Source organism: Paenibacillus sp. PSB04, assembly GCF_025809195.1.
GTDB lineage: Bacteria > Bacillota > Bacilli > Paenibacillales > Paenibacillaceae > Paenibacillus_AQ > Paenibacillus_AQ favisporus.
Genome location: NZ_CP081301.1, coordinates 4,339,023 through 4,361,807 on the forward strand (window position 1 = coordinate 4,339,023; position 22,785 = coordinate 4,361,807).

22 protein-coding genes are annotated in these 22,785 nt (G+C 59.8%); all 22 read left to right on the forward strand.

Annotation, left to right across the window (positions count from 1 at the left end; translation table 11 throughout):
- Positions 1-36 precede the first annotated feature (36 nt).
- Positions 37-1,404, forward strand: coding sequence for an amidohydrolase family protein (locus K2F33_RS20110; protein WP_263878362.1), 1,368 nt, complete (start codon positions 37-39; stop codon positions 1,402-1,404).
- Positions 1,405-1,462: 58 nt separating this feature from the next.
- On the forward strand, positions 1,463-2,167 hold the full coding sequence (gene wrbA, locus K2F33_RS20115; RefSeq protein ID WP_263878363.1) for an NAD(P)H:quinone oxidoreductase type IV: 705 nt from the start codon (positions 1,463-1,465) through the stop codon (positions 2,165-2,167).
- A gap of 232 nt (positions 2,168-2,399) precedes the next feature.
- Complete coding sequence (locus K2F33_RS20120) at positions 2,400-3,212, forward strand: ABC transporter ATP-binding protein (RefSeq protein WP_212984205.1); 813 nt, start codon at positions 2,400-2,402, stop codon at positions 3,210-3,212.
- Between the two features lie 90 nt (positions 3,213-3,302).
- Positions 3,303-4,181: an ABC transporter permease gene (locus K2F33_RS20125; protein ID WP_089547840.1), complete on the forward strand. Its 879-nt coding sequence runs from the start codon at positions 3,303-3,305 to the stop codon at positions 4,179-4,181.
- 51 nt (positions 4,182-4,232) lie between these two features.
- Complete coding sequence (locus K2F33_RS20130; protein ID WP_163876011.1) at positions 4,233-5,015, forward strand: cysteine hydrolase family protein; 783 nt, start codon at positions 4,233-4,235, stop codon at positions 5,013-5,015.
- Entirely contained in the window at positions 5,012-5,464 is a 453-nt protein-coding gene (locus K2F33_RS20135; protein WP_076171460.1) for a cupin domain-containing protein, read from the forward strand. The genes K2F33_RS20130 and K2F33_RS20135 overlap by 4 nt, the downstream gene beginning before the upstream one ends.
- A 17-nt stretch (positions 5,465-5,481) precedes the next feature.
- Complete coding sequence (locus K2F33_RS20140) at positions 5,482-6,690, forward strand: amidase (RefSeq protein WP_263878364.1); 1,209 nt, start codon at positions 5,482-5,484, stop codon at positions 6,688-6,690.
- A gap of 15 nt (positions 6,691-6,705) precedes the next feature.
- A complete protein-coding gene (locus K2F33_RS20145) occupies positions 6,706-7,536 on the forward strand; it encodes a creatininase family protein (RefSeq protein ID WP_145947804.1) in 831 nt (276 codons plus the stop codon).
- Positions 7,533-8,414, forward strand: coding sequence for a fumarylacetoacetate hydrolase family protein (locus K2F33_RS20150; RefSeq protein ID WP_263878365.1), 882 nt, complete (start codon positions 7,533-7,535; stop codon positions 8,412-8,414). Before K2F33_RS20145 ends, K2F33_RS20150 begins: the two co-directional genes overlap by 4 nt.
- 76 nt (positions 8,415-8,490) lie before the next feature.
- Entirely contained in the window at positions 8,491-9,810 is a 1,320-nt protein-coding gene (locus tag K2F33_RS20155) for an FAD-binding oxidoreductase (RefSeq protein ID WP_076171468.1), read from the forward strand.
- Between the two features lie 94 nt (positions 9,811-9,904).
- Positions 9,905-11,227 carry a 5'-deoxyadenosine deaminase gene (locus K2F33_RS20160; protein WP_145132402.1) on the forward strand — a complete coding sequence of 441 codons (1,323 nt, stop codon included), beginning with the start codon at positions 9,905-9,907 and terminating at the stop codon, positions 11,225-11,227.
- A 61-nt stretch (positions 11,228-11,288) separates the two neighbouring features.
- A complete protein-coding gene (locus tag K2F33_RS20165; protein ID WP_263878366.1) occupies positions 11,289-12,248 on the forward strand; it encodes an XdhC family protein in 960 nt (319 codons plus the stop codon).
- Positions 12,245-12,901: a nucleotidyltransferase family protein gene (locus K2F33_RS20170; RefSeq protein ID WP_263878367.1), complete on the forward strand. Its 657-nt coding sequence runs from the start codon at positions 12,245-12,247 to the stop codon at positions 12,899-12,901. Before K2F33_RS20165 ends, K2F33_RS20170 begins: the two co-directional genes overlap by 4 nt.
- A gap of 194 nt (positions 12,902-13,095) precedes the next feature.
- Positions 13,096-14,058 (forward strand): FAD binding domain-containing protein, encoded by a 963-nt coding sequence (locus K2F33_RS20175; protein WP_263878368.1) that lies wholly within the window; start codon positions 13,096-13,098, stop codon positions 14,056-14,058.
- Positions 14,052-16,328 carry a xanthine dehydrogenase subunit D gene (gene pucD / locus K2F33_RS20180; RefSeq protein ID WP_263878369.1) on the forward strand — a complete coding sequence of 759 codons (2,277 nt, stop codon included), beginning with the start codon at positions 14,052-14,054 and terminating at the stop codon, positions 16,326-16,328. Before K2F33_RS20175 ends, pucD begins: the two co-directional genes overlap by 7 nt.
- On the forward strand, positions 16,325-16,855 hold the full coding sequence (locus tag K2F33_RS20185; protein WP_263878370.1) for a (2Fe-2S)-binding protein: 531 nt from the start codon (positions 16,325-16,327) through the stop codon (positions 16,853-16,855). The genes pucD and K2F33_RS20185 overlap by 4 nt, the downstream gene beginning before the upstream one ends.
- On the forward strand, positions 16,852-17,355 hold the full coding sequence (gene uraD, locus K2F33_RS20190; protein WP_263878371.1) for a 2-oxo-4-hydroxy-4-carboxy-5-ureidoimidazoline decarboxylase: 504 nt from the start codon (positions 16,852-16,854) through the stop codon (positions 17,353-17,355). The genes K2F33_RS20185 and uraD overlap by 4 nt, the downstream gene beginning before the upstream one ends.
- A 22-nt stretch (positions 17,356-17,377) precedes the next feature.
- The gene (gene pucL / locus K2F33_RS20195) at positions 17,378-18,358 is read left to right on the forward strand and encodes a factor-independent urate hydroxylase (RefSeq protein WP_263878372.1); all 981 of its coding nucleotides are present in this window, start codon (positions 17,378-17,380) and stop codon (positions 18,356-18,358) included.
- A complete protein-coding gene (gene uraH, locus K2F33_RS20200; protein ID WP_263878373.1) occupies positions 18,355-18,714 on the forward strand; it encodes a hydroxyisourate hydrolase in 360 nt (119 codons plus the stop codon). Before pucL ends, uraH begins: the two co-directional genes overlap by 4 nt.
- Positions 18,715-18,734: 20 nt before the next feature.
- The gene (gene allB, locus K2F33_RS20205; protein ID WP_263878374.1) at positions 18,735-20,156 is read left to right on the forward strand and encodes an allantoinase AllB; all 1,422 of its coding nucleotides are present in this window, start codon (positions 18,735-18,737) and stop codon (positions 20,154-20,156) included.
- Positions 20,153-21,412, forward strand: coding sequence for a Zn-dependent hydrolase (locus tag K2F33_RS20210; RefSeq protein ID WP_089547824.1), 1,260 nt, complete (start codon positions 20,153-20,155; stop codon positions 21,410-21,412). The genes allB and K2F33_RS20210 overlap by 4 nt, the downstream gene beginning before the upstream one ends.
- Positions 21,409-22,680: a pyridoxal-phosphate-dependent aminotransferase family protein gene (locus K2F33_RS20215; RefSeq protein ID WP_318670986.1), complete on the forward strand. Its 1,272-nt coding sequence runs from the start codon at positions 21,409-21,411 to the stop codon at positions 22,678-22,680. The genes K2F33_RS20210 and K2F33_RS20215 overlap by 4 nt, the downstream gene beginning before the upstream one ends.
- Positions 22,681-22,785 lie beyond the last annotated feature (105 nt).

Here is a 22,785-nt window from a genome sequence, read left to right on the forward strand (position 1 = left end):
ACATAAATACCGACGGATGAAAGGAGCGGGATTGATATGGAACAAGAAGTGGTGATCTTCAACGCCTCCCTGCCGCTGCAATCGGAAGAGACGCTGTACACGCTGGCCATCGGCGGCGGAAAGTGGACGTCGGTGACGGCCCAAACCGGTGAAGTGGAGGCTCCTGAAGCGGTGTGCCTGGACAAATGGAACGGATCCTCTGCGGATGCGCGGCTGCTGCTCGACGCAAAGGGAAAAATCGTTCTGCCGGGTTTCGTGGATGCCCATATGCATCTGGATAAAGCTTTTTCGCTCCCGCAGGTCGGGAATGTCTCCGGCACGCTTGGCGAAGCGGTCGTCAATTACGCCGCAGCCGCCCCGAGGTTTTCCAAGGAGGAGATCAAAGCACGCATCATGCGCTCGGCGCTGCAGTCCATTTCTTATGGAACGGTGGTGCTGCGCAGCCATCTCGATTTTCACATCAAGCATGGAAAAGACGTCGCGATGCGTACCATCGAAGCTGCGCTCGAAGTCAAAGAGGAGCTGAAGCCGTATGCTGAGCTGCAGCTGTTCCCGCTGCTCCCTTATTTTGAGCTCAGTGAAGCGGCGCTGGATACGGCCGAGGAATCGGTTGCGATGGGCGTGACGGGATTGGGCGGCGCCCCTCATCTTTCTCCCAACCCGGCCCCCGACATCGACAGGCTGTTCGCCTTGGCCGATAAGCTGGGCTGCCCGGTTGATCTGCATACGGACGAGAGCGACGATCCGAACCAGCGGACGGCAATCCATATCGCCCGGCGCGCGATGGAATACGGCTGGAGGGGAAAGGTCACGGCAGGGCATTTATGCTCCTTAGCCGCCATGAAGGACGAGGATGCCACCATGATCATTGGACTTATGGCCGAGGCAGGCATGGGTGCCGTTACGCTTCCCGGCGCGAATCTGTACCTGCAAGGCCGGCATGACGCCTTCCCAGTGCGCAGGGGAGTCACCCGAGTCAAGGAGCTGCTGGCGGCCGGCATTCCGCTGGCGGCGGCTTCAGACAATATGCATGACCCGTTTCATCCATTCGGAAGGGGCGACCTGCTGCTGATCGGCCTGGTCACTGCCTATGCCGCCCATATGGGCAGTCCTGCCGAGATGCGCGAAGTGCTGCGGATGATCACCGAATACCCGGCCAAGGTAACGGGTGCTGACGGTTACGGCATCCTGCCGGGGAACCCGGCCCATTTTGTGGCGCTCGATGCCAGGACGCCGGAGGAACTGCTGACCATGCTGCCGGAACGCCGCTGGGTATGGCGCGGCGGCAGCTGCCTGAAAGCAGCCCCGGCGAAGGAGAAATGGAGCTCCACATTGTTACAGGGCTATTGGGAAGACTCGTGCGAACGAGTCGACTTTGTCCAGAAACGCGCGCTCACGCTATGATTCGATCCGTTTGAAGGCATGCTCCGTTTCCACCATGCAGCAATGAGGAGGTATAAGGATGAGCCGCACATTGGTGCTTTATTACAGCGCATACGGCCATGTTTTGGACATGGCGCGGGCGGCCGCTGATGGAGCGCGCAGGGCGGGGGCTGATGTCCGCATCTGCCGTATCCCAGAGCTGGAATCAGAGCGTAACCGTACCCCTTATCAGGATAAGCACTCCACCGGGGAGCCAGGCGAAACTTCGCAGCTGAAGACCCGTTTTAAGACGGTTGACCGCTTCGCCAAATACGAAGAAACAATGCGACGGCAGCAGGACATACCGGTGGCGACGAACGAAGATTTAAGATGGGCGGACGGCATCGTCTGGGGATTTCCGACGTATTACGGCTCCATGCCCGCGCAGGTCAAACTGTTTCTGGAATTTGCCGGGGACCTGTGCGCCGACGGGAGCCTGGAAGGCAAACCGGCGGGTCTGCTGACGAGCACCGGATCGATCCATACCGGGCATGAAGCGAATGTGCTGACGTCGATGGTGCCGCTGTTTCATTTCGGCATGATCATGGTCGGGCTGCCCTATTCCGAAAATCCGGAATACTTGACCGCCGATCCGATCGGCTGCTCTCCTTACGGAGCTTCCACATTGGCGGGTCCTGACAGCAGCCTCAAGCCGGATGAACGCGAACTGGTGATGGCCGGCCGGCTCGGACGGCGCGTGGCGCTGTGCGCGGAGGCCCTGAAGGCCCAAAGTTTTTTAAAATAACCGGTAACGGCAGAGGGTGGCATCGATTGCCGAGGTATTTCATGAAAGTCCGGATGAATTCCGGGCTTTTTTTGTGTTAGATAACATGACATTGATGATCGCACTCTTTCGTAAATGAACCCAAAAGAATTACGTTTTATTGTAATTAACCACAAAAACAACGGATATTCATTGAGCGGCATAGGTATAGATGTTATTTATTATTACATAAAGGATTGGAGGAGGGCTGGAAATGTATACAGCACAGCAAACCGCAGCAAATCCGCAGCCGCCCGGAAGTCCCGGCGCTCCCGAGCTTTTGGTCGGCATGGACCAGATCGGCAAGGTATACCCGAATGGAACGATTGCCGTTCAGCAGGTCAATCTGCAAGCGGGGGAGGGTGAGTTCCTCTGTTTTGTCGGACCGTCGGGATGTGGAAAATCGACCATGTTTAACATGATTGCCGGCTTGACCGAGCCGTCGACCGGTCAGCTTTCGGTCCTCGGTACGACGCCGCGCGAAGCGCGGAAGCAGAACGAAATCGCTTTTGTGTTCCAGGAGCACACCCTGCTGCCTTGGGCGAAGCTTCTGGACAACGTGACGATGCCGCTCACCCTCCGCGGCGTTCCGAAAAAGGCTCGCAACGAAGAAGGCGAACGCGTGCTGGAATTGGTTGGGCTCAAGGATTACCGGAAAGTACTGCCGAGACAGCTCTCGGGAGGCATGAAGATGCGGGCGTCGATCGCCCGTGCGCTCATAGCCCGGCCGAAGCTGCTGCTGATGGACGAACCGTTCGGGGCGCTGGACGAAATCACCCGCCAGACGCTGCAGGATGAACTGCTGGGCATTTGGCGCCAGGATCAGAAGATGACCGTGCTTTTCATTACCCATAACGTGTTCGAAGCGGTGTTTCTATCCACCCGGGTTGTCGTCATGACGCCGCGGCCGGGGAAGATTTCCGATATTGTGCCGATTGAGGCGCCGTATCCGCGTACGGATGAATTCCGGACTACGTCCGAGTTCGGCAAATATGTGCGCAGCATAACCGAAGTGCTGAATCACTGAGGCTCGCAGAAGCCGGTGCTTGCTTTTCTGGATAATGGGAAATTAGAGGTGCATGGAAACATGCCACTTACGAAAGGAGTCGTTGAGGTCATGGAAAAAGCAGCAGTGAGCGCGGTTACCGATGCGGCGAAACAGGCTTCGCCGGCCGCGCCTATGGTCAGGAGGAGTGTTGGCAGCGGCAGCCACGTCTGGGGGAAAATGGTGTCTCGGGTCGTACCGCCGCTGAGCGTATTTGTCTTCGTCGTCTTTGTATGGGAAATGGTACTGCGGCTGACCGGCACCCCGGAGTACTTGCTGCCCAAGCCGTCCGATATCGTTCAAGCGGTGTCGCAGAACGGGCACAATCTGGTGGTGTCGGTGAGCACGACCATTATGGAGGCAGTCTTGGGATTTGCCCTTAGCGCCATTCTCGGCGTGGCTGTTGCCATTTTGCTTGCGCTGTCCAAAACGGTCGAACGGAGCGTGTATCCTTACGCGATCATTTTGCAGACGATCCCGATTGTGGCGATTGCGCCCATCATCGTCATCTGGTTTGGGGCCGGCATGAACGCCATCGTTATTATCGCCTTTCTGATCAGTTTCTTTCCGATTTTGTCCAATACGCTGATCGGGCTTAACTCGACCGAGCAGAACATGAAAAATCTGTTCTATCTGTACAACGCCACGAAGATGCAGACGATCTGGAGGCTCAGACTCCCGGCAGCGCTGCCCTACATTTTGGCCGGCTTCAAAATCTCCTGCTCCCTGTCGGTTGTCGGGGCCATCGTCGGCGAGTATATCGCAGGCATCGGCGGGCTGAACGGCGGGCTCGGTTACGCGATTACGGTCGCGGCGACGCGGATGCAGACGGCGTATTTGTTCGCCTGCGGCTTGTCGGCCGCCGTGGTCGGCATCGTCTTTTTCCTGCTGATCAATGCCCTGTCGAACCGACTTCTGCGTTCCTGGCATGACTCGGCCATTACCGGCTAACTGCATCCGCCAAGCCGAGCGGCAAGTTTGCAGCAAAGGAGGGGAGTTCCCATGCACAGACTGGGGAATTCGAAAAATTACTGGAACGTGTCGGAGGAGCTGGCCGATTTGTCCAGGAGCGATCCCAAACCGCTCGTCACCGTGACCCTGCCGGCGCTGCCGCAGCGGATCACGCTGGATCTCGCCAAAACCGCCGTCGTCATCATTGATATGCAGAACGATTTTTGCAGCCCGGGCGGGTGGTTGGACTCGATTGGAGTCAATACCGCCCCGCTGCTGGCTCCCGCCAAGCCGCTTCAGCGGCTGCTTCCGGCCCTTCGCGAACAGGGGGTTCCTGTGCTGTGGGTCAACTGGGGCAATCGGGAGGACCGGATGAACTTAAGCCCTTCGGTGCTCCACGTATATAATCCGGACGGTGTCAGCCATGGGATCGGCAGCCCGCTGCCGGATACAGGCTCGAAGGTGCTGGAACAGGGGAGCTGGGGCGCGGCGCTGATTGATCGGATGGTACCGGAGCCCGGGGATATCCGGGTGGATAAATACCGTATCAGCGGTTTTTGGGATACGCCGCTGGACAGCATTCTCCGCAATTTGGACGTGAAGACGCTGCTGTTTGCCGGCGTCAACCTCGACCAGTGTGTGATGCATACGCTTCAGGACGCCGTATGCCTCGGATACGACGCCATTCTGCTGGAAGACTGCTGCGCGACAAGTTCTCCGGCTTACTGCACGGAGGCCGCCTTATACAATATCAAACAGTGCTATGGCTTTGTTGCCGGTTCCGAGGATCTGCTGCAGGCCTGCACACGAAAAGAAAGGGATGAAGTGATATGATCGATGGTCTGGTTCTGGGGCATTTCGAGCAATGCGAGGTACGCAAAATTTCAAGCAAGGATTCCAACAAGTTTGTCATGCTGTGCGACGGGACGCAGGTGCCGTTCGTGTCCGTAGTGGAAATTTTCGACGCCGGCGGACAGACGCCGCCGAACGAGCACAGCGGAGCGTATGAGTATTTTTACGTGCTGGCCGGAGAAGGGATTGCCATCGTAGGCGATATAGAAACCGGGATTCGCACAGGCTCGTTCTTCGTCGTTCCGCCCGGCAACAACCATCAGGTCAAAAATACCGGTGAGGGCAGGCTCTATGTTCTGACGACCATGGTGCCCGACGAGAAGTTTTCCGATTTAATCAAGTCAGGTCCGGCGGCAAGCCTGGACGAGGAGGATTTGGCGGTGCTGCGCGGAGCGGCTTTCCCGGGAGCGGCCGCTCCCGCGAACTCATAACGATTGGAGGAACTCGTATGCAGCCAGAATGCACGCCGTGGATTCGGTTGGGAACGGAGGCGAGACACGCGGAAGGCGGTCTCCTTCAAGGGCTCAACTTTGCCGTAAAGGACGTGTTTGCCGTAGCAGGACACACCAATGCTGCCGGCAATCCCGATTGGCTTAACACACACAAGCCTGCCGTGAAGCATTCGGCCGCCGTGGAACGTCTGCTCGGCAGCGGAGCAAAGCTTCATGGAATGACTCACACCGATGAGCTGATGTTCAGCCTGAACGGGGAAAATGTGCATTACGGCACGCCGCCGAACCCTATCGCTCCAGGACATATTCCCGGCGGTTCCTCAAGCGGCTCGGCGTCCGCCGTTGCCTCCGGGGAAGTGGACTTTGGCCTTGGCACCGATACGGCCGGTTCGGTGCGGATTCCCTCCTCTTTTTGCGGTATTTGCGGATTTCGCCCGACGCACGGCGGCGTGCCCATGGACGGCGTCATCCCGCTGGCTCCGGCCTTTGACACGGTCGGCTGGATGGCACGCCGGGCAAGCACCTTGCTGCAGGTCGGCCGCGTGCTTCTCGAGGAACCGCTCGATGACGGCGGGGAATTCGCCAGAATGATGCTGCCGGTTGAAGCGTGGGCAGCTGCCGAGCCCGGCTGCGCCGAGTCGCTCCGCGGTGCGCTTGAATCATTCGGATCGCTGGGAGCGTTCGAATCCATCCGTTTGACGGACGGGGAACTCGCGGCGTGGGCCGGCATTTTCCGAACGATTCAGGGGTACGAAATATGGTCTGCCCATGGCGCATGGATCACGGCGCAGCATCCCCGATTCGGTCCCGGCATCGCCGAAAGATTTGCCTGGACCGCCACGATTTCCGAGGGAGCGTACCGGGAAGCGAGCCAGCTTCAGCAAGCGATTGCTGCCCGGCTTGAGTCGCTTCTCGGAAGCGAAGGCGTGCTCGTCATCCCCACAGCGCCTTGCGGAGCCCCCGTGATCGGGCTGCCCGGCGAGGAAATTGAAATGACGCGCACGCGGATCCTGCAGCTGTCCTGCATCGCCGGGCTGGGCGGGCTGCCGCAGGTTACACTGCCGCTGGCGAAGACGGACGGTCTGCCGGTCGGGCTGTCGCTCATTGCCGGCAGAGGCCAGGACCTGAAGCTGCTTCGATGGGCAGCGGATATCGAGGCGTCGATGCAGTCCGCGGACGCGGCCGTGATCAACCAAATCCAATAGCAAAGGAACATGCCGATGTTTACACGATACGAAGGAGCAGCCTGGGAGGAGAGATTCCTGCCAAGGCTGACCAGCAAACAGGTCAAGGAGCTTCCCAAGGAAAGCACGCTGGTCATTCTGCCGGTCGGCGCGATCGAACAGCATGGACCGCATCTGCCGGTCATGACCGATACGCTGATCGGGGAGGCTACGGTGACCCTGGCGCTCGAAAAGCTGAAGCCCGATGCGCGGGTGTGGCTGCTGCCGCCGGTTTCGTACGGCAAAAGCAATGAGCATCTCGGCCTGCCAGGAACCATTTCGCTGTCGGCAACGACCCTGCAGAGCGTGATCCTGGATATCGCGGAAAGCCTGCGGCTGAGCGGTTTCCATAAGCTGCTGCTGTTTAATACGCATGGCGGCAATACCGACTTGCTGAACGTGGTGTCCCGGGAAATCCGCATTCGCCACGATATGCTCGTCTTTTATTTATCGCCCTCCTCCCTGGGAGGTGCGGAGGATCTCATGCCCGCCGATGAACTGGAATACGGCATTCATGGCGGGGACTACGAAACGTCGATCGTGAAGGCCATCAAACCGGGATGGGTGCAGGATCAATGGCTCGTCTCGGAGACCCCGTCCATGACCGGGCAGAAATTTTTGACCCTTGAGGGGAAAATACGCTTCGCCTGGCGGATGGCGGACATTTCCGACAGCGGCATATGCGGCGATGCGACCCAGGCGACGGCAGCCAAAGGCAGCATCATTCAGGAGCGGGTGACCGACATTTTAGCGGAGGTGTTTCGTGAGCTGAGCGAATTCGAGTTCAGCGATATCCGGGCCAAGGCGGAAGCGGGAGCCGAGCGATGAGGCTCGTAACTTTGGCGGGAAGCGGGCCAGGCAGCGCGGGCATCGTTGCAGGCAATCGGATATTTCCCTTAACCGGGATCAATGAATCGCTTGGAACGGCTTGGCCGACGACCGTTCTGGAACTGCTGCGGACCGGCGAGGCGGCGGCGCTGTCCGGATGGCTGCGGGAACGAGGGCAGGAGGTGCTGACCGCCATTCCCTCCGTTCCCCTGGAGCAGGCAAATCTTGGCCCCTTGTATCATGGTGCGGTCAATGTCTGGGGCGTTGGCGCGAATTTCCGGAAAAAGGCCGCAGATATGGCCGTGGTGCCGCCGGAGCAAGAGCCTATCTGCTTCTTGAAGCCGGCAAGCACGATGATCGGCCCGGGCGAAGCCATTCTTCTTCCGGACGGGGCCGGACGCATTACCGCCGAGGCGGAGATCGGCCTGGTGATCGGTAAGACCTGCAAGCACGTCAGCCCCGAAGAGGCGCCGCACGTACTTGCCGGCATCGTTCCGACGCTGGATATGACTGCCCAGGACATCCACGCCCGCAACCCGCGGTTTCTTGGTCGCTCGAAAAGTTACGACACCTTCTTCAGTTTCGGAACGGAGCTGGTCAGCATGGACGAAATCGGGGATCTGGATGCACTGGATATACAGACCGTGCTTAACGGATCGGTCCGGTACAGAAGTAGTGTATCCGATATGATCTATTCCCCATGGTTGATTCTCTCGTATTTCTCGCGGATGATGACCCTTTATCCCGGCGACATCATCATGACCGGGACACCGGGATCGGTAGACATCCAGGATGGGGATACGGCCGAATGCCGGATCGGCTCCCTGCTTCCCTTGCGGAATCCGGTCGTTCAGGAACGGATTAGCACCGTTTTTTGAAATCGAAAGATTGTCCTCACGAAATTGTTCTTCTATATGGAGTAAGCTGTGAATACAAAGAAAGCGGGTGGTTCTCATGTCAATGGTATGGAAGCCTGAAATGCCTGAAGCGTTCAGCGCACTGAGGCTGCTGACCGACGAAACGGCGGTCGAAAAGCTGTCGAAGGATTTTTATTGGTATTCCCCCGTGCTGAGCGGAAAACTGAAGGACAAAAAAGCGGATGCCGTTCTCGTGCCAGCTACAGTCGATGAAATCCGTGAAGCGCTGCGCATTGCTTACCGGCATCGGATCCCCGTCACTGTCCGCGGAGCGGGAACCGGGAACTACGGACAGGCGATCCCGCTCGAAGGCGGCCTGGTGCTGGACCTCAGCGGCATGAACGAAATCTTGGAGATTGGCAGCGGCTATGCCCGTGTACAGTGCGGCGTCAAGCTCGGCGTCCTGGAGAAGACGGCCCGGGAGCAGGGACAGGAGCTGCGGATTTACCCGAGCACTTTCGCCAAGGCGACGGTCGGCGGGTTTGTGTGCGGCGGTTCCGGGGGCGTCGGGTCGATTACCTGGGGCGACCTGTGGGACGGCAACGTGCTGGAGGCGACCGTCCTGACGATGGAAGAGGAGCCGCAGGTTTTCCGAGTCCACGGCGAGGAACTCAAGGACTATATTCATAACTATGGGACGACGGGCATCGTCACCGAGCTGGTCATTCCTTTGGCACCCCGGACCGAGTGGGCACAGGTGGTGGTGAACTTCGATCGCTTGGAAGACGCGGTCCGATTCGGGGAAGCGCTGGCGGAGGAAGCGGCCATCCCCAAACGGCTGATCACGCCGATGGAGTGGCCGATTCCCTCCTTCTTCAAGCCGCTGGAAAAAGTGCTCGCACACGGCAAATCGGTGGTTTTTACCGAAATCGCCGGGCATGCTGCCGAAGCGCTGCCGGCACTCGCCGCAGCTTTCGGCGGGGAAATCGGCTATGTCATTGACCCTGAGAAGTACCGCAAATCGATCGGGCTGTCCGATTTTACCTGGAACCATACGACGCTCTGGGCGCTGAAGCGTGATCCGGCTTATACCTACCTGCAAGCAGGTTTCAAGCGGGACTGCTACTTGGAGCAGATCCGGACGCTGAAATCGATGTTCGGGGACGAAATGCTGCTGCATTTTGAATGGATCCGCTCGAGGGGCAAACTCCAGCCGAACGGCCTGCCCGTCGTCCGCTACAGCACGGAAGAACGGCTGTACCATATCATAGACACCTGCCGGTCCATCGGCGTGGAAATTTATGATCCCCATACCTGGCTGCTGGACAATGGTGGACGCGGGGCAATACCCGGCATGCAGGAACGTAAGAGGCATAACGATCCGCTCGGTCTCCTGAATCCGGGGAAAATGGGCTGAGCAGCGGGGCAATGCGAAGGAAGAATCGTGTCCGGGAGAAGCGGCATCCGTGCGGCATCTCCCGGACTTTCCGTACAAGAAGGGGGAAGCGCCTTTGACAACGACGATCATACGCAATGCCATCATCATGACAATGAATCCGGCCGATGAAATTATCCATGGCGATGTTCGGATTGAGGACAACCGCATTACTCATATTGGACCCGGCGCGCCGAGCGAAGCCGACCGGGTGATCGAAGCCGGGGGCAAAGTATTGCTGCCCGGCTTTGTGCAAACGCACATCCATTTATGCCAGACGCTCTTTCGCGGACGGGCCGACGACCTGGAGCTGATTGATTGGCTAAAACAAAAAATTTGGCCGCTCGAAGCCGCGCATGACGAGGAGTCGGTGTACTATTCGGCGCTGCTTGGCCTTGGAGAGCTCATCCGCAGCGGGACGACGACCATTCTCGATATGGAGACCGTACACCATACCTCTATGGCTTTTCAGGCGATCGAGGAAAGCGGCATTCGGGCGTTTTCCGGCAAAGTGATGATGGATCACGGCGATGAGGTGCCCCTGGCGCTGCAGGAGGATACGGATCGTTCCCTCCGGGAAAGCGTCGATTTGCTGCAAGTGTGGGACGGGGCTGCCGGTGGGCGGATCCGTTATGCGTTCTGCCCGCGTTTTGTCGTCTCCTGCACCGAGCGTCTGCTGACCGAAGTCCGGGATTTGGCAGAGCATTACGGGGTTCTGGTGCACACGCACGCGTCGGAAAACCGGGGCGAGATCGCCATGGTCGAGGCCGAACGGGGGATGCGGAACGTGATTTATCTGGACCATATCGGCCTTGCCCGACCGAATCTCGTGCTCGCGCACAGCATTTGGCTCGATGACGAGGAAAAGCGGATCATCCGCGAGCGCGGCGTCAAAGTCACCCACTGTCCGGGATCCAACCTGAAGCTGGCATCCGGGATTGCAGAAGTGCCGGAATTGATGCGAAGCGGTATCCCGGTCGGCCTCGGCGCGGACGGAGCCCCGTGCAACAACAACCTTGACATGTTTCAGGAAATGAGATTATCCGCATACATGCAGAAGGTGGAGCACGGCCCGACGGTAATGAACGCGAGGACCGTGCTGCGAATGGCCACGATTGGCGGAGCGGAAGTGCTTGGCATGGAACGGAAGATCGGAAGCATTGAGACGGGAAAACTTGCAGACCTGATTTTGCTGGACCTGGAAGATTACCATGTCTATCCTTCCTTTGACACGGATTGGTTCTCACGGGTCGTCTATGCCGCCACCCGCGGGGATGTTGAAATGGTGATGATCGACGGTCATGTTGTGATGGAAGGCAGGCAGGTGCTGACCCTGGATAAGCCGCGGGTACTCGACGGAGCGAACCGGGCCTTGCAGAAGCTGCTCCGTAGATTGTAAACCTACTTCGAGGAACAGGATCACTGTATTTATAGGAAAATGCATGTAAGGAGGAGTTCGGATGGAGACGGAAAGCATTCTCCGGTACGTGCAGAAAGAAGAGGGGATGGCGGTGCTTGCGAGCCTGGTATCGGTGCGCGGCCATGCTTACCGCAAGTCCGGAGCCATGATGCTGATGGCCGCGGATGGACGCCGCATCGGCAGCATCAGCCCCGGCTGTCTGGAAGCGGATCTCGCTGCAAGGGTTCCCCGGATTCTCGAGCGCGGCCGGTTCGAATGGGCGAGTTATAACACCGAGCCTGGCGTCGACCCGATCTGGGGAGAGGAAATGGGCTGCGGAGGCGAGCTGGTCATATTGCTGGAGCCGATCGAAGGCCGTCTTCTTGCGGTGCTTCTGGAAGCGGCCAAAATCGTCCTACAAGGGACGGCTGTCCGGCTCGTTCGGGAACTCCGCCCGGATCAGGAGATGGATTACCGGCTGGAGGAAGACGGCCCCATACAGGATTCGGTAGCAGGGCGGGGAGTGTTCTTCTATGCGACCCGGCTGGCTCCGAGCCGCCGGCTTATCATTTTCGGCGCCGGGGAGGAAACGGCGGCGCTGGAGGCGATGGCGCGCTCCATCGGATTTGCGACAGCCGTGGCGGATTGGCGCGAGGATTGGTGCAGCAGGGAGCGGTTCCCGCTGGCCCGAACGGTTGTTGGCGATGCCGGCAGGATCGTTGAGGAGCTGTGCATCGGCATCCGCGATTACGTCGTCCTTGCCAGCCATCATTTGCGCCGCGACCGGGAGATGCTGCAGCGCATTCTTCCGCTGCAGCCGGAGTATGTCGGCGTCATCGGCTCTGCACGGAGGATCGGGCTGCTCTTTGGTGAGCTGCCGATCCCGGACTTCGTGGATGCTCCTGCAGGTCTTCCCATTGGTGCGGAAGGCGCCGCCGAAATCGCCGTCAGCATCGCGGCCCGGCTGGTGAAGTGGAAGAGCGGCGCTGAGGCGGCTGTTCGGGAGAGGCGGCATGCATGAGCATCATGGGCGTATACCTTGCGGCGGGAAGCAGCCGGAGAATGGGCTGCCGCAAACAGTCCTTGGAGCTTGCACCAGGTATGCATCTGGCCGGCAGCGGCTTGGCGGCGCTTCGGGACAGCGGCCTGAGCGGGTTGATCGTAGTCGTTCATCCTGAAGACCCGCTGGTATGGCTGGACGCCAGCCTCCTGGCAGACCAAGCGGACGGCCCTAGCATTGTCGTCGCTGTCTGCCTGGAAGCGGATCAAGGCATGGCGCTCTCGCTGCAGTCCGGCATCCGTGCTGCTTCCGATGCAGGCGCCGATGCTGTGCTTGTGGCGTTGGCCGACCAGCCGTACGTGTCGCCGGCTTGGCTGATGCAGCTGATCGACGCGTGGCGATCAGCTCCCGGGCTGGATTATGTGATGAGCGAGGCGGGAAGGGAGGCGATGCCGCCCGCGGTTCTGTCGGCAACGATGTTTGAGGCGGCTGCTGGGCTGAAAGGGGATCAGGGGGCGAAGCGCCTTCTGGATTCTTCGCGTTTTCAGGGGCTCCGCTTGGCCCCTGCCGATCCTTTGCTTGTTCTGGATATCGACACGCCGGAAGAGTGGGCGGAGGCAAAACGAATATGGACTCTTCAGACGAAGCAGCATCTCCCTGCGTGTAAGAAATAATGACATAATTTTGATGGGTCATGCCCAATTTTGGCATCGGGCACAACGCAAATGAATCGGATTGTGCATGACTCCTAAATCGGAGTTAAGTTTATTTACACAAACACGGTGGCGGCGTATAGTGTGAAAAACCAACCAATCGATTCCATTTAAGCACCAGGATGCATTCAAGACACTGCAAAGGAGAGATGGCCATGGATGCTACCTTCAACCCGGTGATGAGTGCACCGACTGTATGGCATCCGGCAGATGCCCGGGAAGCCTACTTGCTGAAACGCCGTTTTGGTCAGCAAGCGGACTATGTCGCTGGCGGCACACTCCTCCGCACGGAATGGGAAGCCGGAACACGGAGCGTTTCCCCGCATTGGATCGACCTGCAGCGTGTGACCGGCTTACGGGAGGTGTTCATGCAGGCCGGGGGATTGTGCATCGGTTCCCAGGTAACCCTCGGGACATGCCGGAGACATCCGAGCCTAGCGAACCTTTATCCTTTGGTAGGGGAAGCTATCCGCAGCACGGCAGCGTCGTCCGTACGAAACGTGGCGACGCTCGGAGGTAACGTATGCTCCGGCGTGGGGGACGTGCTGCCGGCGCTGCTCCTCTACGACGCAGAGCTGGAATGGCAGGATCAACACGGTCCCGCGGCGCCGCTGCCTTTGACGGAATGGCTGGAGCTTCGTGCCGCCGATGCCTTGGACCCGGACCGGATCCTGCTGACGATCAGGCTTCCTGCAAGGGCGGATGTGACCGGGATCCAACAGGCAGCGGGCGGCGATAATGGCTTGCCTTCGCTGCCTCGGATCGCGGTCTACCACAAAGCTGGGAGACGCGAAGCCTTCTCCCCGTCGCTCGTTACGACGGCAGTGTCTGCGGAAATCGATGCCGCCGGCTGTTTCCGGCAGGTGAAGATCGCGACAGGCGGCGGGAAAGCAAAGCCAGCCCGCCTTGGCGCCCTTGAAGCATGGCTGGAAGGGAGCAGGGCAGACCTGAGCCGGCTTCCGGACGTTTATGAACGGGTCATGGAAGAGTACAGACCGGCTGGCGATATATTCGCCGGAGAATCCTACCGCCGCAAGACGGCAGCATCGCTGATCACCGCAGATTTGTGGCAGCTGCTTCAACAGACTGCATCCGAAGGAGGGGAGACGCTATGCTGAACCGATCCAGCAGCGGAACGCGCTGGAGGGTGCGTCCGGACGGCCCGGATAAAGTGACGGGGCAGCTCAAGTATTTGACGGACCTGAGCGCGCCGGATATGCTATACGGCCGGGTGCTGCGTTCGGCTTATCCGCATGCGGCCATCCGGTCCGTGCGGACGGAACGGGCGTTGGCGCTGCCCGGCGTGGAGGCGGTCCTGACCTGGAAGGATGTGCCCGGGCTGAACCGTTTCGGCATCGCCCGCGCCGATCAGCCGGTCTTCTGCGAGGACCGGGTCCGCTATACGGGCGATGCCGTGGCGGCCGTCGCCGCGGCTACGCCGGAAGTCGCCGAATACGCCCTTCAGCTGATCGAGGTGGATTACGAGCCGCTCCGGGCTCTTACCGAGCCCGATGAAGCTTTGGCCGAAGGTGCGCCGCAGCTTCACCAGGACGGCAACCTGCTTCACAGAAGCGAGTACCGCCGTGGCGATGCCGACGAGGCGTTCGGGATGTGCGCTCATATCGTGGAGGCGACCTACCGGACGCCGCGCCAGATGCACACCTATATGGAAACGGAAGGCGGGCTGTTCGTTCCGGGAGAAGACGGGAGACTTACCGTCTACTCTCCCACACAGCACGGCCTGATGGACCGGCTGCAGCTGGCGCGGATTTTGGCGGTCCCGCCGGAGTCGATCCGGGTCGTGTCCAGCCCGATCGGGGGCTCCTTCGGCGGGAAGGACGAATTAAACGTCCAGCCGTACGGGGCGCTTCTCGCCAGGGTGACGGGCAAACCGGTGAAGATTCACCAATCCCGCATGGAATCGGTACGGGCCGGCCTGAAGCGCCATCCGATGACCATCCGCATGAAAACCGGTACGGACGCATCGGGACGTATCCTTGCCCATCAGGTTAGGGTTCTGGCCGATACGGGCCCTTACGCCACGCTGGGTGCGGAGGTGCTGAACTTTGCGACGGAGCATGCCGTTGGTTCTTATGCCTTCGGCGCCGTCGATGCCGTAAGCATCTCGGTGTTCACAAACAACGGCATGTCCGGCGAGTTCCGGGGATTTGGCGGCAATCAGGCGCTGTTTGCGCTGGAGGGACAGATGGACCGTCTCGCCGAGGCGCTCGGGATGGACCCATGGGAATTGCGCCGCATCAACCTGCTTCCGCCGGACGGGACCGGACCCTTCGGTCAGCCGATTTCGGTGACTGGCGGGGCACTCAAAGTATGGAATGCCTTGAAGGAATCACGGTTGTGGAAGGAACCGGAACATCTCACAGAAAGCGGGAACCGGCCGCCATGGATTCGGACCGGCGTCGGAGCTGCTTTCGTCATGCATGGTGCAGGCCTTGGTTATGGCATTCCCGACCCGTCGGGCGGCCGGCTTCTGCTCGCGCAAGACGGGAAGGTGGAGGTCGCGTTCGGTTTCGAAGAATGCGGACAGGGGCTGCTCGCGACGCTGGAGCAAATGCTGGTCGAGATGTACGGTCTGGACGCTTCCGATCTCAGACTCGTCATCGGGGATACCGATGCGGTGCCGGACAGCGGCTCCAGCACTGCGTCTCGCGCGACCAGCATGATGTGGCAGGCACTGAAGCGTATGCAGAAGCCGTTTACAGAACGGCTGCTGGCCGCCGCTGCCGAAGCAGCGAGCGTATCGGCGGAATGTCTCCGGATCGGTAACGGAGGTATTTACGACATGTACACGCAGAAGCGGGTGATGACGTACCAGGAACTGGCCGCCGCCGGGAAGGATCCCATCCGTGCCGAAACGAGCTTTGCATACCCTGTGTCCCCTACCGAGCGGATCGGAGCTCACTATTTATATTCGTATGCCGCGGTCTGTGTCAGGATCGAGGTGAACCGGTTGACCGGGCGCATTCGACTGCTGGACCAGTTCCATGCCGTGGCCGCAGGCCCGGTCATGAACCCGCAGGGCTATCTCGGTCAAATCGAGGGAGGGAGCGGGATGGCGCTAGGCTTTACGCTGAGTGAGGATGCCGTCATGGAGGAGGGAATATACAAAACCGGCAACCTTGACACCTATCTCATTCCGACCGTAACCGACTTGGCTGGTCCCGTCGTAGTGCTGCCGATCGAGGATCTGCCGGAAGGCGACGAGCACGGACCGAGAGGGGTTGGCGAGATCGGCTCTGTCGGGCTTGCGCCGGCCATCGCAGCCGCTGTCCGGCAGGCGACGGGAGTTTGGCTGGAGAAACTCCCTGCGAATCCGGCTTTGCTGCAAGATGCATCCTTCCTTGGGAGAAAGGGGGAGACGGTATGAAATCCGAAAAGGATCGTATCCGGCTGAAGCCGTGGACCTGCGAGATCAATGGCGGGCGGGTGTCGTTAAACATATCGCCGTCCAGACGGCTCCTCGACATTCTCCGCGACGATTTGGGCATGACCGGGACGAAACGGTCATGCGACATCGGTCGGTGCGGCGCCTGTATGGTGCATATGGACGGTGTGCCGGTCAACAGCTGCCTGATCCCTGCGTATCAGGCCGAGAGCCGGTCCATTACGACGATCGAAGGCATCGGACGGGATGGACTCCATCCCGTGCAGCAGGCCTTTTTGGAGGAAGGGGGCTTTCAATGCGGTTACTGCACGCCGGGAATGATCATGACCGTCATTGCGCTGCTTGATGAACATCCCGATCCGGAGCCGGAGCAGGTAGAGGAAGCGCTGTCCGGCAATCTGTGCCGTTGTACGGGATACGCGGCGATTCTGAGGTCGGTCCGGAGAGCATCGGAACGGATCATCTGGGAAAGGCACGGTCCCGGAGGGAAGGAGGATGCGCGCATATGATCACGATCAACGAACTGAACGAAGGGACGGCCGAAACGTTCGTCCAGCACCTGGGCGGCGTCTTCGAGCATTCGCCTTGGGTGGCACAGCAGGTATGGGAGCTGCGGCCGTTCGCATCGGCTGCGGAGCTGCACGAGCGGATGATGGAGCAGGTGTATGCGGAATCTGAATCCCAGGTGCTGGCGTTGCTTCAGGCGCACCCCGACCTTGCCACGCGCATGCAAGTCACAGCATTTTCGGCTCAAGAGCAGCGGGGTGCGGGTTTGGATCAGCTGACCGGAGAGGAATACGAAGCCTTTGCATCCATGAATGCACAGTATGTAAGCAAATTCGGTTTTCCTTTCATTATGGCCGTAACCGGATGCACCAAAGACGACATCGCGCAAGCGATGCGGCAAAGAATGGATCATGATCCAGTGCGCGAATGGACGCAAGCGCTGCGCGAGATTGCCCGAATTACGCGAATCAGGCTGGAGCGGATCGTAACGGATCGCAGCTAGGAATAGAAAGGATGACCTAATCATGCTGAAAATAAACTCCGGACGCACGCTTTATTACGGAAAAGGAGACGTCCTTGTTTACAGGACTTACGCAGAGCCGTTGGAAGCGGCCCCAATACCGGAATCTCCCTTTGTGGGGGAGGATAATATTTTGTTTGCCCATAACATTCGTTTTGCGGTCAGCGGTGACGCTCTGCTGACTTCGTTCACCGACGGGGACAACGCGCAGCTGGTGGCCACCGATTCCATGAAAAATTTTATTTTGCGCCAAGCTGCAACCTTTGCAGGAGGGACGACGGAAGCGCTACTGCATTTTTTGGCCGTACGGTTTATGGAGACTTACAGCCATATCGACACTGTGCGGCTGTCGGCCAACCGGATTCCCTTTCTTCCTCTGCCGGTGCCGGGCCCCGGAGGGTTTCTGGATAACCGTCTCGTGTACAGGCGTTCCTACAACGATCATGCCTCCGCGGAGATGAAACTGGCGCGCGGCGCCGAGGGGTATGATCTCGACGAGGCGTGGAGTGGCCTGTCGGACCTGCAGCTGATCAAAGTCAGCGGCAGCTCGTTCTATGGCTTTATACGCGATGAATACACGACGCTGCCTGATGCCTATGACCGGCCGCTCTTTATATTTCTCGATATCCGCTGGAGATATGACGACCCGCAGGATGCAATCCATCCGGAGGCAGGCAAGCATGTGCCCGTCCAGCAGATACGAGACATTGCCCAGAACGTCTTTTATGAATTCGCGACCCCGTCGATCCAGCATTTGATCTGGTTGATCGGGCAGCGGATTCTGATCCGGTTTCCGCAGCTGGCCGAGGTCCGATTTGAAACGAGCAACCGGACATGGGAGACGGTCGTGGAACCTGCGGACGGCTTGTCATCCGGGGTCTTTACCGAGCCGCGCCCGCCATTCGGCTTTCAGGGCTTTTCGATGACCCGTGAAGATCTAATTGCCGCACCGGAGCCGGCTGAAGGCACCGTCAGTTCCGGATGAGCGGGCGGATTTCGACACATGTGCTCGATACGTCCCGCGCGGTGCCTGCAAGCGGCCTTAAGGTAGAACTCCGGCTGCTGGGGCGGGATGCGGAAGGGGGACGGCTGCTGGCATCCGGTATAACGGGAGTTGATGGGCGTCTTTCGCAGCCGCTGTGGGACGGCGATTTGGTACCCGGGGGCGAATACGAGCTGACGTTTTGGGTTGGCGATTATTTCCGTCAACAGGCGGCGGCCGACGGGATTTCGTTTCTGGACCTTGTTCCGATCCGGTTCAGGGTGTCTAACGGCAATGAGAATTACCATATTCCGCTGCTGCTGGCGCCGGGAGGGTACAGCACGTACCGCGGAAGCTGATAGAAAAAGGGGGGCGAAGCATGGATGCGCACGAAGAATGGATCATACGCGGCGGAAACGTCGTGCTTGAGGACGAAGTCGCAAAGATGGATATCGCCATCCGCGATGGAAAGATCGCCGAAATCAAAGACCGCATCTCGGGGATGTCCGCTTCGAAAATCGTAGAAGCGGACGGCCAGATCGTCATGGCCGGCGTGGTGGATATGCATGTCCATCTCAATGAGCCGAACTTTGGACATTGGGAGGGGTTTGAGACGGGCTCTGCCGCGCTCGCAGCCGGCGGCTGCACGGCGTACGCGGATATGCCGCTGAACGGAAACCCGCCGACGGTTACGCTGGATGCGCTGCGGCACAAAGAACGATTGGCGCAAGGCCGGTCGGCGGTGGATTATGCCTTGTGGGGCGGACTGGTGCCAGGGCGAATGGACCAGCTGCGAGCGCTGGCCGATGCCGGCGTCATCGCATTCAAGGCGTTCATGTCAAATCCCGGCGGGGAAGGGGAGGGACGATTCCGTGAAGTAGGGGCGGACGAACTGAGGGAAGGGATGCGGCATATTGCCGGTCTCGGTGGCCTCCTTGCACTGCATGCCGAAAGCGACGAAATGACGTCACGCCTGACCGCCGAGGCCCTTGCCGCAGGGCGGACCGATGCGGCAGTTTATGCTTTGACCCGCCCGGTTGAAGCCGAACTCGAGGCGGTAGCCTCCGCACTTGCCCTTGCGGAAGAGACGGAATGCCCCCTGCATTTTGTTCATATCAGCAGCCCCGAAACGGTGGATCTGATTCAGGATGCCAAACAGCGCGGCCTTGACGTAACGCTGGAGACCTGCCCGCATTATCTGACCTTGAGTGAGGAGGATATGATCCGCATCGGACCGACGGCCAAATGTGCGCCGCCGCTCCGTTCGGCCTTTCTAATAGAAGGCATGTGGGAACGTCTTAAGGCAGGTGCGATTGATTTCATTGCTTCCGACCACTCACCCTGCCCGGAAGCGATGAAGGCCGTAACCGAAGGTGACGGCTTCTTTGGAGCATGGGGCGGCATCGCCGGTGCCCAGAGCACCCTGCTGCTAATGCTGGAGGAAGGTTGGATCAAGCGGGGAATTCCGCTTCCGCAGCTCTCGAAGTTGTTGTCGGAACGTCCGGCCGGAAGATTTGGCCTTGGCCGCCGCAAAGGCAAAATTCAGGTGGGAATGGATGCCGACTTGGTGCTGATTCAGCCATCGTCTCCGCACGTCTTGCGCAGAGAGGATCTGCTGCAGCGCCACCGGCACAGCCCATATATCGGCAGGATTTTCAGCTGCTCCGTAGCTGCGACTTACTGCCGGGGCCGCCTGGTCTACACGTCGGAGGGAGGAATCGTAAGTCCGGGTGCCGGCCGGCGGCTGACACCGCTGAAGCCGCACACTGCCGGCCGCAGCGGGGAGGTTGTGGCTCCATGAATATTGCCGCTGAATCTGGTGCTTTTGCCGATATGATGCGTCTGCTGGAAGATCTGGGCCGGATCGGGCGCGAACCCGGTGGCGGCGTCACCCGGCTGCTGTATTCTCCGTCCTGGCAGGAGGCGCAGCGGCTGCTGGCCGGCCGCATGGCAGATGCGGGGCTGGAGGTGCGTTATGACCGGGTCGGGAACCTCTACGGCCGGCTGCCGGGTACCCGTCCCGATCTACCCGTGGTTCTGACTGGCTCCCACGTGGATACCGTCCGCGCCGGCGGAGACTACGACGGAGCCGGCGGAATCGCCGCCGGAATCGCCGCGCTGTCCTATTTGAAGCGGAGGTTCGGGATGCCTGTCCGTACGCTCGAAGTGGTCTCCTTCTGCGAGGAAGAAGGCAGCCGGTTCCCCTTAACGTATTGGGGCTCGGGCAGTATTGGCGGCCGCTACCGGATCGGCGATGGAACCGGCATTTACGATGCGGAGGGGGTATCGCTGGATGAAGCCATGAAAGCAGCTGGCTTCGGACACGGGAGCCAACCCGACTGCCGCCGGAGGGACATCGGCGATTACGTTGAGCTGCACATTGAACAGGGCGTCGTGTTGGAGGCAGCCGGACGGCGAATCGGCGTGGTCGAAGCGATCGTCGGACAGCGCCGGTACGGGATCGCGGTGACCGGCAACAGCAACCATGCGGGAACGACGCCGATGCCCTACCGAGCCGATGCGCTGGCCGGAGCGGCCGACATGATCGTCCGGGTGGAGGAAATGGCGAAGCGGGCCGGTAACGGAGTGGTAGCGACCGTCGGGCGGATCGAAGCCTGGCCCAATACTCCGAACGTCATTCCCGGCGAGGTACGCTTCTCCTTGGATATCCGCCATACCGAGAGTTGGATGCTGAACGAGTTCAGCGAGTCCGCTCTTGAAACGTTCCAACGGATAGCCGCCGCAAGAAAGCTGCAGGTGAAGGCCGACTGCTGGCTGAAGACAGAGCCTGTCCCGATGGACGGTACGCTGGCGGGACGGATCGAGCGGCTGTGCATGGAGGCGGGGCTTCCGTACCTGCGCATGGTCAGCGGCGCGGGACACGACGCGCAAATGATGGCCGCCGTCAGCCGCGCGGCCATGCTGTTCGTTCCGAGCCGGGGCGGGATCAGCCATGCCAAGGAGGAATACACGGAGCCGGCTCACCTTGCGGAAGGAACGGCAGTTTTAGCTGCCTGCCTGCATGAGCTTGCCTATACGACAGGAGTGGATGGATGATGAATAGGGTACCCGGAGGAAGCTGGAATGAATTTGTGCCGATTTCGCGCATCATTATGACGCCGGGGCCGGTAGAAGTCGACCCTCGCGTGCTGCGGGCCATGTCTTATCCGATTCTTGGTCAATTCGATCCGGCATTTACGGAGCTGATGAATGAAACGATGGGAATGCTTCGCGAATTGTTTCGCACGGACAACCGGTGGGCGTATCCCGTCGACGGGACGTCGAGGTCCGGGATTGAGGCCGTGATGGCAAGCCTGATCGAGCCGGGTGACAGGGTACTCGTCCCGATCTATGGGCGTTTCGGCCACCTGCTGCACGAAATCGCCGAGCGGTGCGGCGGCCGGGTTATTACACTGGAGAAGCCGTGGGGTACTGTGTTCGACCCTGCCGAATTGATCGAAGCCATCGGCCGCGAGCAGCCGGATGTCGTCGCCATGGTGCACGGGGAGACTTCCACGGGCCGGATGCAGCCGCTGGCCGGGATCGGCGAAGCCTGCCGTCGCCACGGCGCGCTGCTGATCGTCGACGCTGTAGCAACCATTGGCGGCACGGCGGTCGATACGGACGCATTGCAGCTCGACGCGGTCATCGGCGGCACGCAAAAGTGCCTGTCCGTTCCGTCAGGCATGGCGCCGATAACGTATAATGACCGCGCAGAGCGGAAAATTGTTGCCCGCAAACGCATTGAGCGGGGACTGCGCAGCAATACTGCTTCCCTCCCGTTACAGGAGGCTCCGCCGGGGCTTAGTCCCATCCAGAGCAATTATCTGGATTTGGCCCAGCTGCAGGATTACTGGAGCCCCAAGCGGCTGAACCATCATACGGAGATGACCTCCATGCTGTATGCGCTTCATGAAGGGCTTCGCCTGGTGCTGGCCGAGGGACTGGAGGCGCGTTTCAAGCGGCACCGTCTGCACGAATCCGCGTTGATGGCTGGGCTGACCTCGATGGGACTGTCCATGTACGGCGATCCGCTGTCCAAGCTGCCGATGGTGACCTGCGTGCAAATTCCGGAGGGCGTAGACGGGGAGACGGTACGTGCGATGCTGCTGCACCAATTCGGCATCGAAATTGCCAGCTCCTTTGGGCCGCTCGCGGGTCAGATTTGGCGGATCGGCACCATGGGATACAGCTGCAGGCAGACGAATATTCTGCACCTGCTGGGTGCGCTGGAGGCGGTACTGCTCCGGGTCGGCGTCAAGCTGCCGGCGGGTGAAGCGGTGCAGGCGGCATTAGACGCGTATGAAGAAGCGCGAGTGGGTTAGGTTCAGGCACCATCCATCCGTTTGCCTTTCGACTAAGGGTGTCGAAAAGCGCAAACGGCTTTTTTGGATTGTGCCAATGGAATTTATGGGCCACGGGCGGGTAAA

Bases quoted from the DNA above. Each gene is read 5' to 3' on its own strand.
- K2F33_RS20130 (WP_163876011.1), top strand. From the start codon at position 4,233: ATGCACAGACTGGGGAATTCGAAAAATTACTGGAACGTGTCGGAGGAG.
- K2F33_RS20140 (WP_263878364.1), top strand. From the start codon at position 5,482: ATGCAGCCAGAATGCACGCCGTGGATTCGGTTGGGAACGGAGGCGAGA.
- uraH (WP_263878373.1), top strand. From the start codon at position 18,355: ATGAGCGGGCGGATTTCGACACATGTGCTCGATACGTCCCGCGCGGTG.
- K2F33_RS20155 (WP_076171468.1), top strand. From the start codon at position 8,491: ATGTCAATGGTATGGAAGCCTGAAATGCCTGAAGCGTTCAGCGCACTG.
- wrbA (WP_263878363.1), top strand. From the start codon at position 1,463: ATGAGCCGCACATTGGTGCTTTATTACAGCGCATACGGCCATGTTTTG.
- K2F33_RS20120 (WP_212984205.1), top strand. From the start codon at position 2,400: ATGTATACAGCACAGCAAACCGCAGCAAATCCGCAGCCGCCCGGAAGT.
- K2F33_RS20145 (WP_145947804.1), top strand. From the start codon at position 6,706: ATGTTTACACGATACGAAGGAGCAGCCTGGGAGGAGAGATTCCTGCCA.
- K2F33_RS20135 (WP_076171460.1), top strand. From the start codon at position 5,012: ATGATCGATGGTCTGGTTCTGGGGCATTTCGAGCAATGCGAGGTACGC.
- K2F33_RS20150 (WP_263878365.1), top strand. From the start codon at position 7,533: ATGAGGCTCGTAACTTTGGCGGGAAGCGGGCCAGGCAGCGCGGGCATC.
- K2F33_RS20165 (WP_263878366.1), top strand. From the start codon at position 11,289: ATGGAGACGGAAAGCATTCTCCGGTACGTGCAGAAAGAAGAGGGGATG.
- uraD (WP_263878371.1), top strand. From the start codon at position 16,852: ATGATCACGATCAACGAACTGAACGAAGGGACGGCCGAAACGTTCGTC.
- K2F33_RS20185 (WP_263878370.1), top strand. From the start codon at position 16,325: ATGAAATCCGAAAAGGATCGTATCCGGCTGAAGCCGTGGACCTGCGAG.
- K2F33_RS20175 (WP_263878368.1), top strand. From the start codon at position 13,096: ATGGATGCTACCTTCAACCCGGTGATGAGTGCACCGACTGTATGGCAT.
- pucL (WP_263878372.1), top strand. From the start codon at position 17,378: ATGCTGAAAATAAACTCCGGACGCACGCTTTATTACGGAAAAGGAGAC.
- allB (WP_263878374.1), top strand. From the start codon at position 18,735: ATGGATGCGCACGAAGAATGGATCATACGCGGCGGAAACGTCGTGCTT.
- pucD (WP_263878369.1), top strand. From the start codon at position 14,052: ATGCTGAACCGATCCAGCAGCGGAACGCGCTGGAGGGTGCGTCCGGAC.
- K2F33_RS20170 (WP_263878367.1), top strand. From the start codon at position 12,245: ATGAGCATCATGGGCGTATACCTTGCGGCGGGAAGCAGCCGGAGAATG.
- K2F33_RS20210 (WP_089547824.1), top strand. From the start codon at position 20,153: ATGAATATTGCCGCTGAATCTGGTGCTTTTGCCGATATGATGCGTCTG.
- K2F33_RS20125 (WP_089547840.1), top strand. From the start codon at position 3,303: ATGGAAAAAGCAGCAGTGAGCGCGGTTACCGATGCGGCGAAACAGGCT.
- K2F33_RS20110 (WP_263878362.1), top strand. From the start codon at position 37: ATGGAACAAGAAGTGGTGATCTTCAACGCCTCCCTGCCGCTGCAATCG.
- K2F33_RS20215 (WP_318670986.1), top strand. From the start codon at position 21,409: ATGATGAATAGGGTACCCGGAGGAAGCTGGAATGAATTTGTGCCGATT.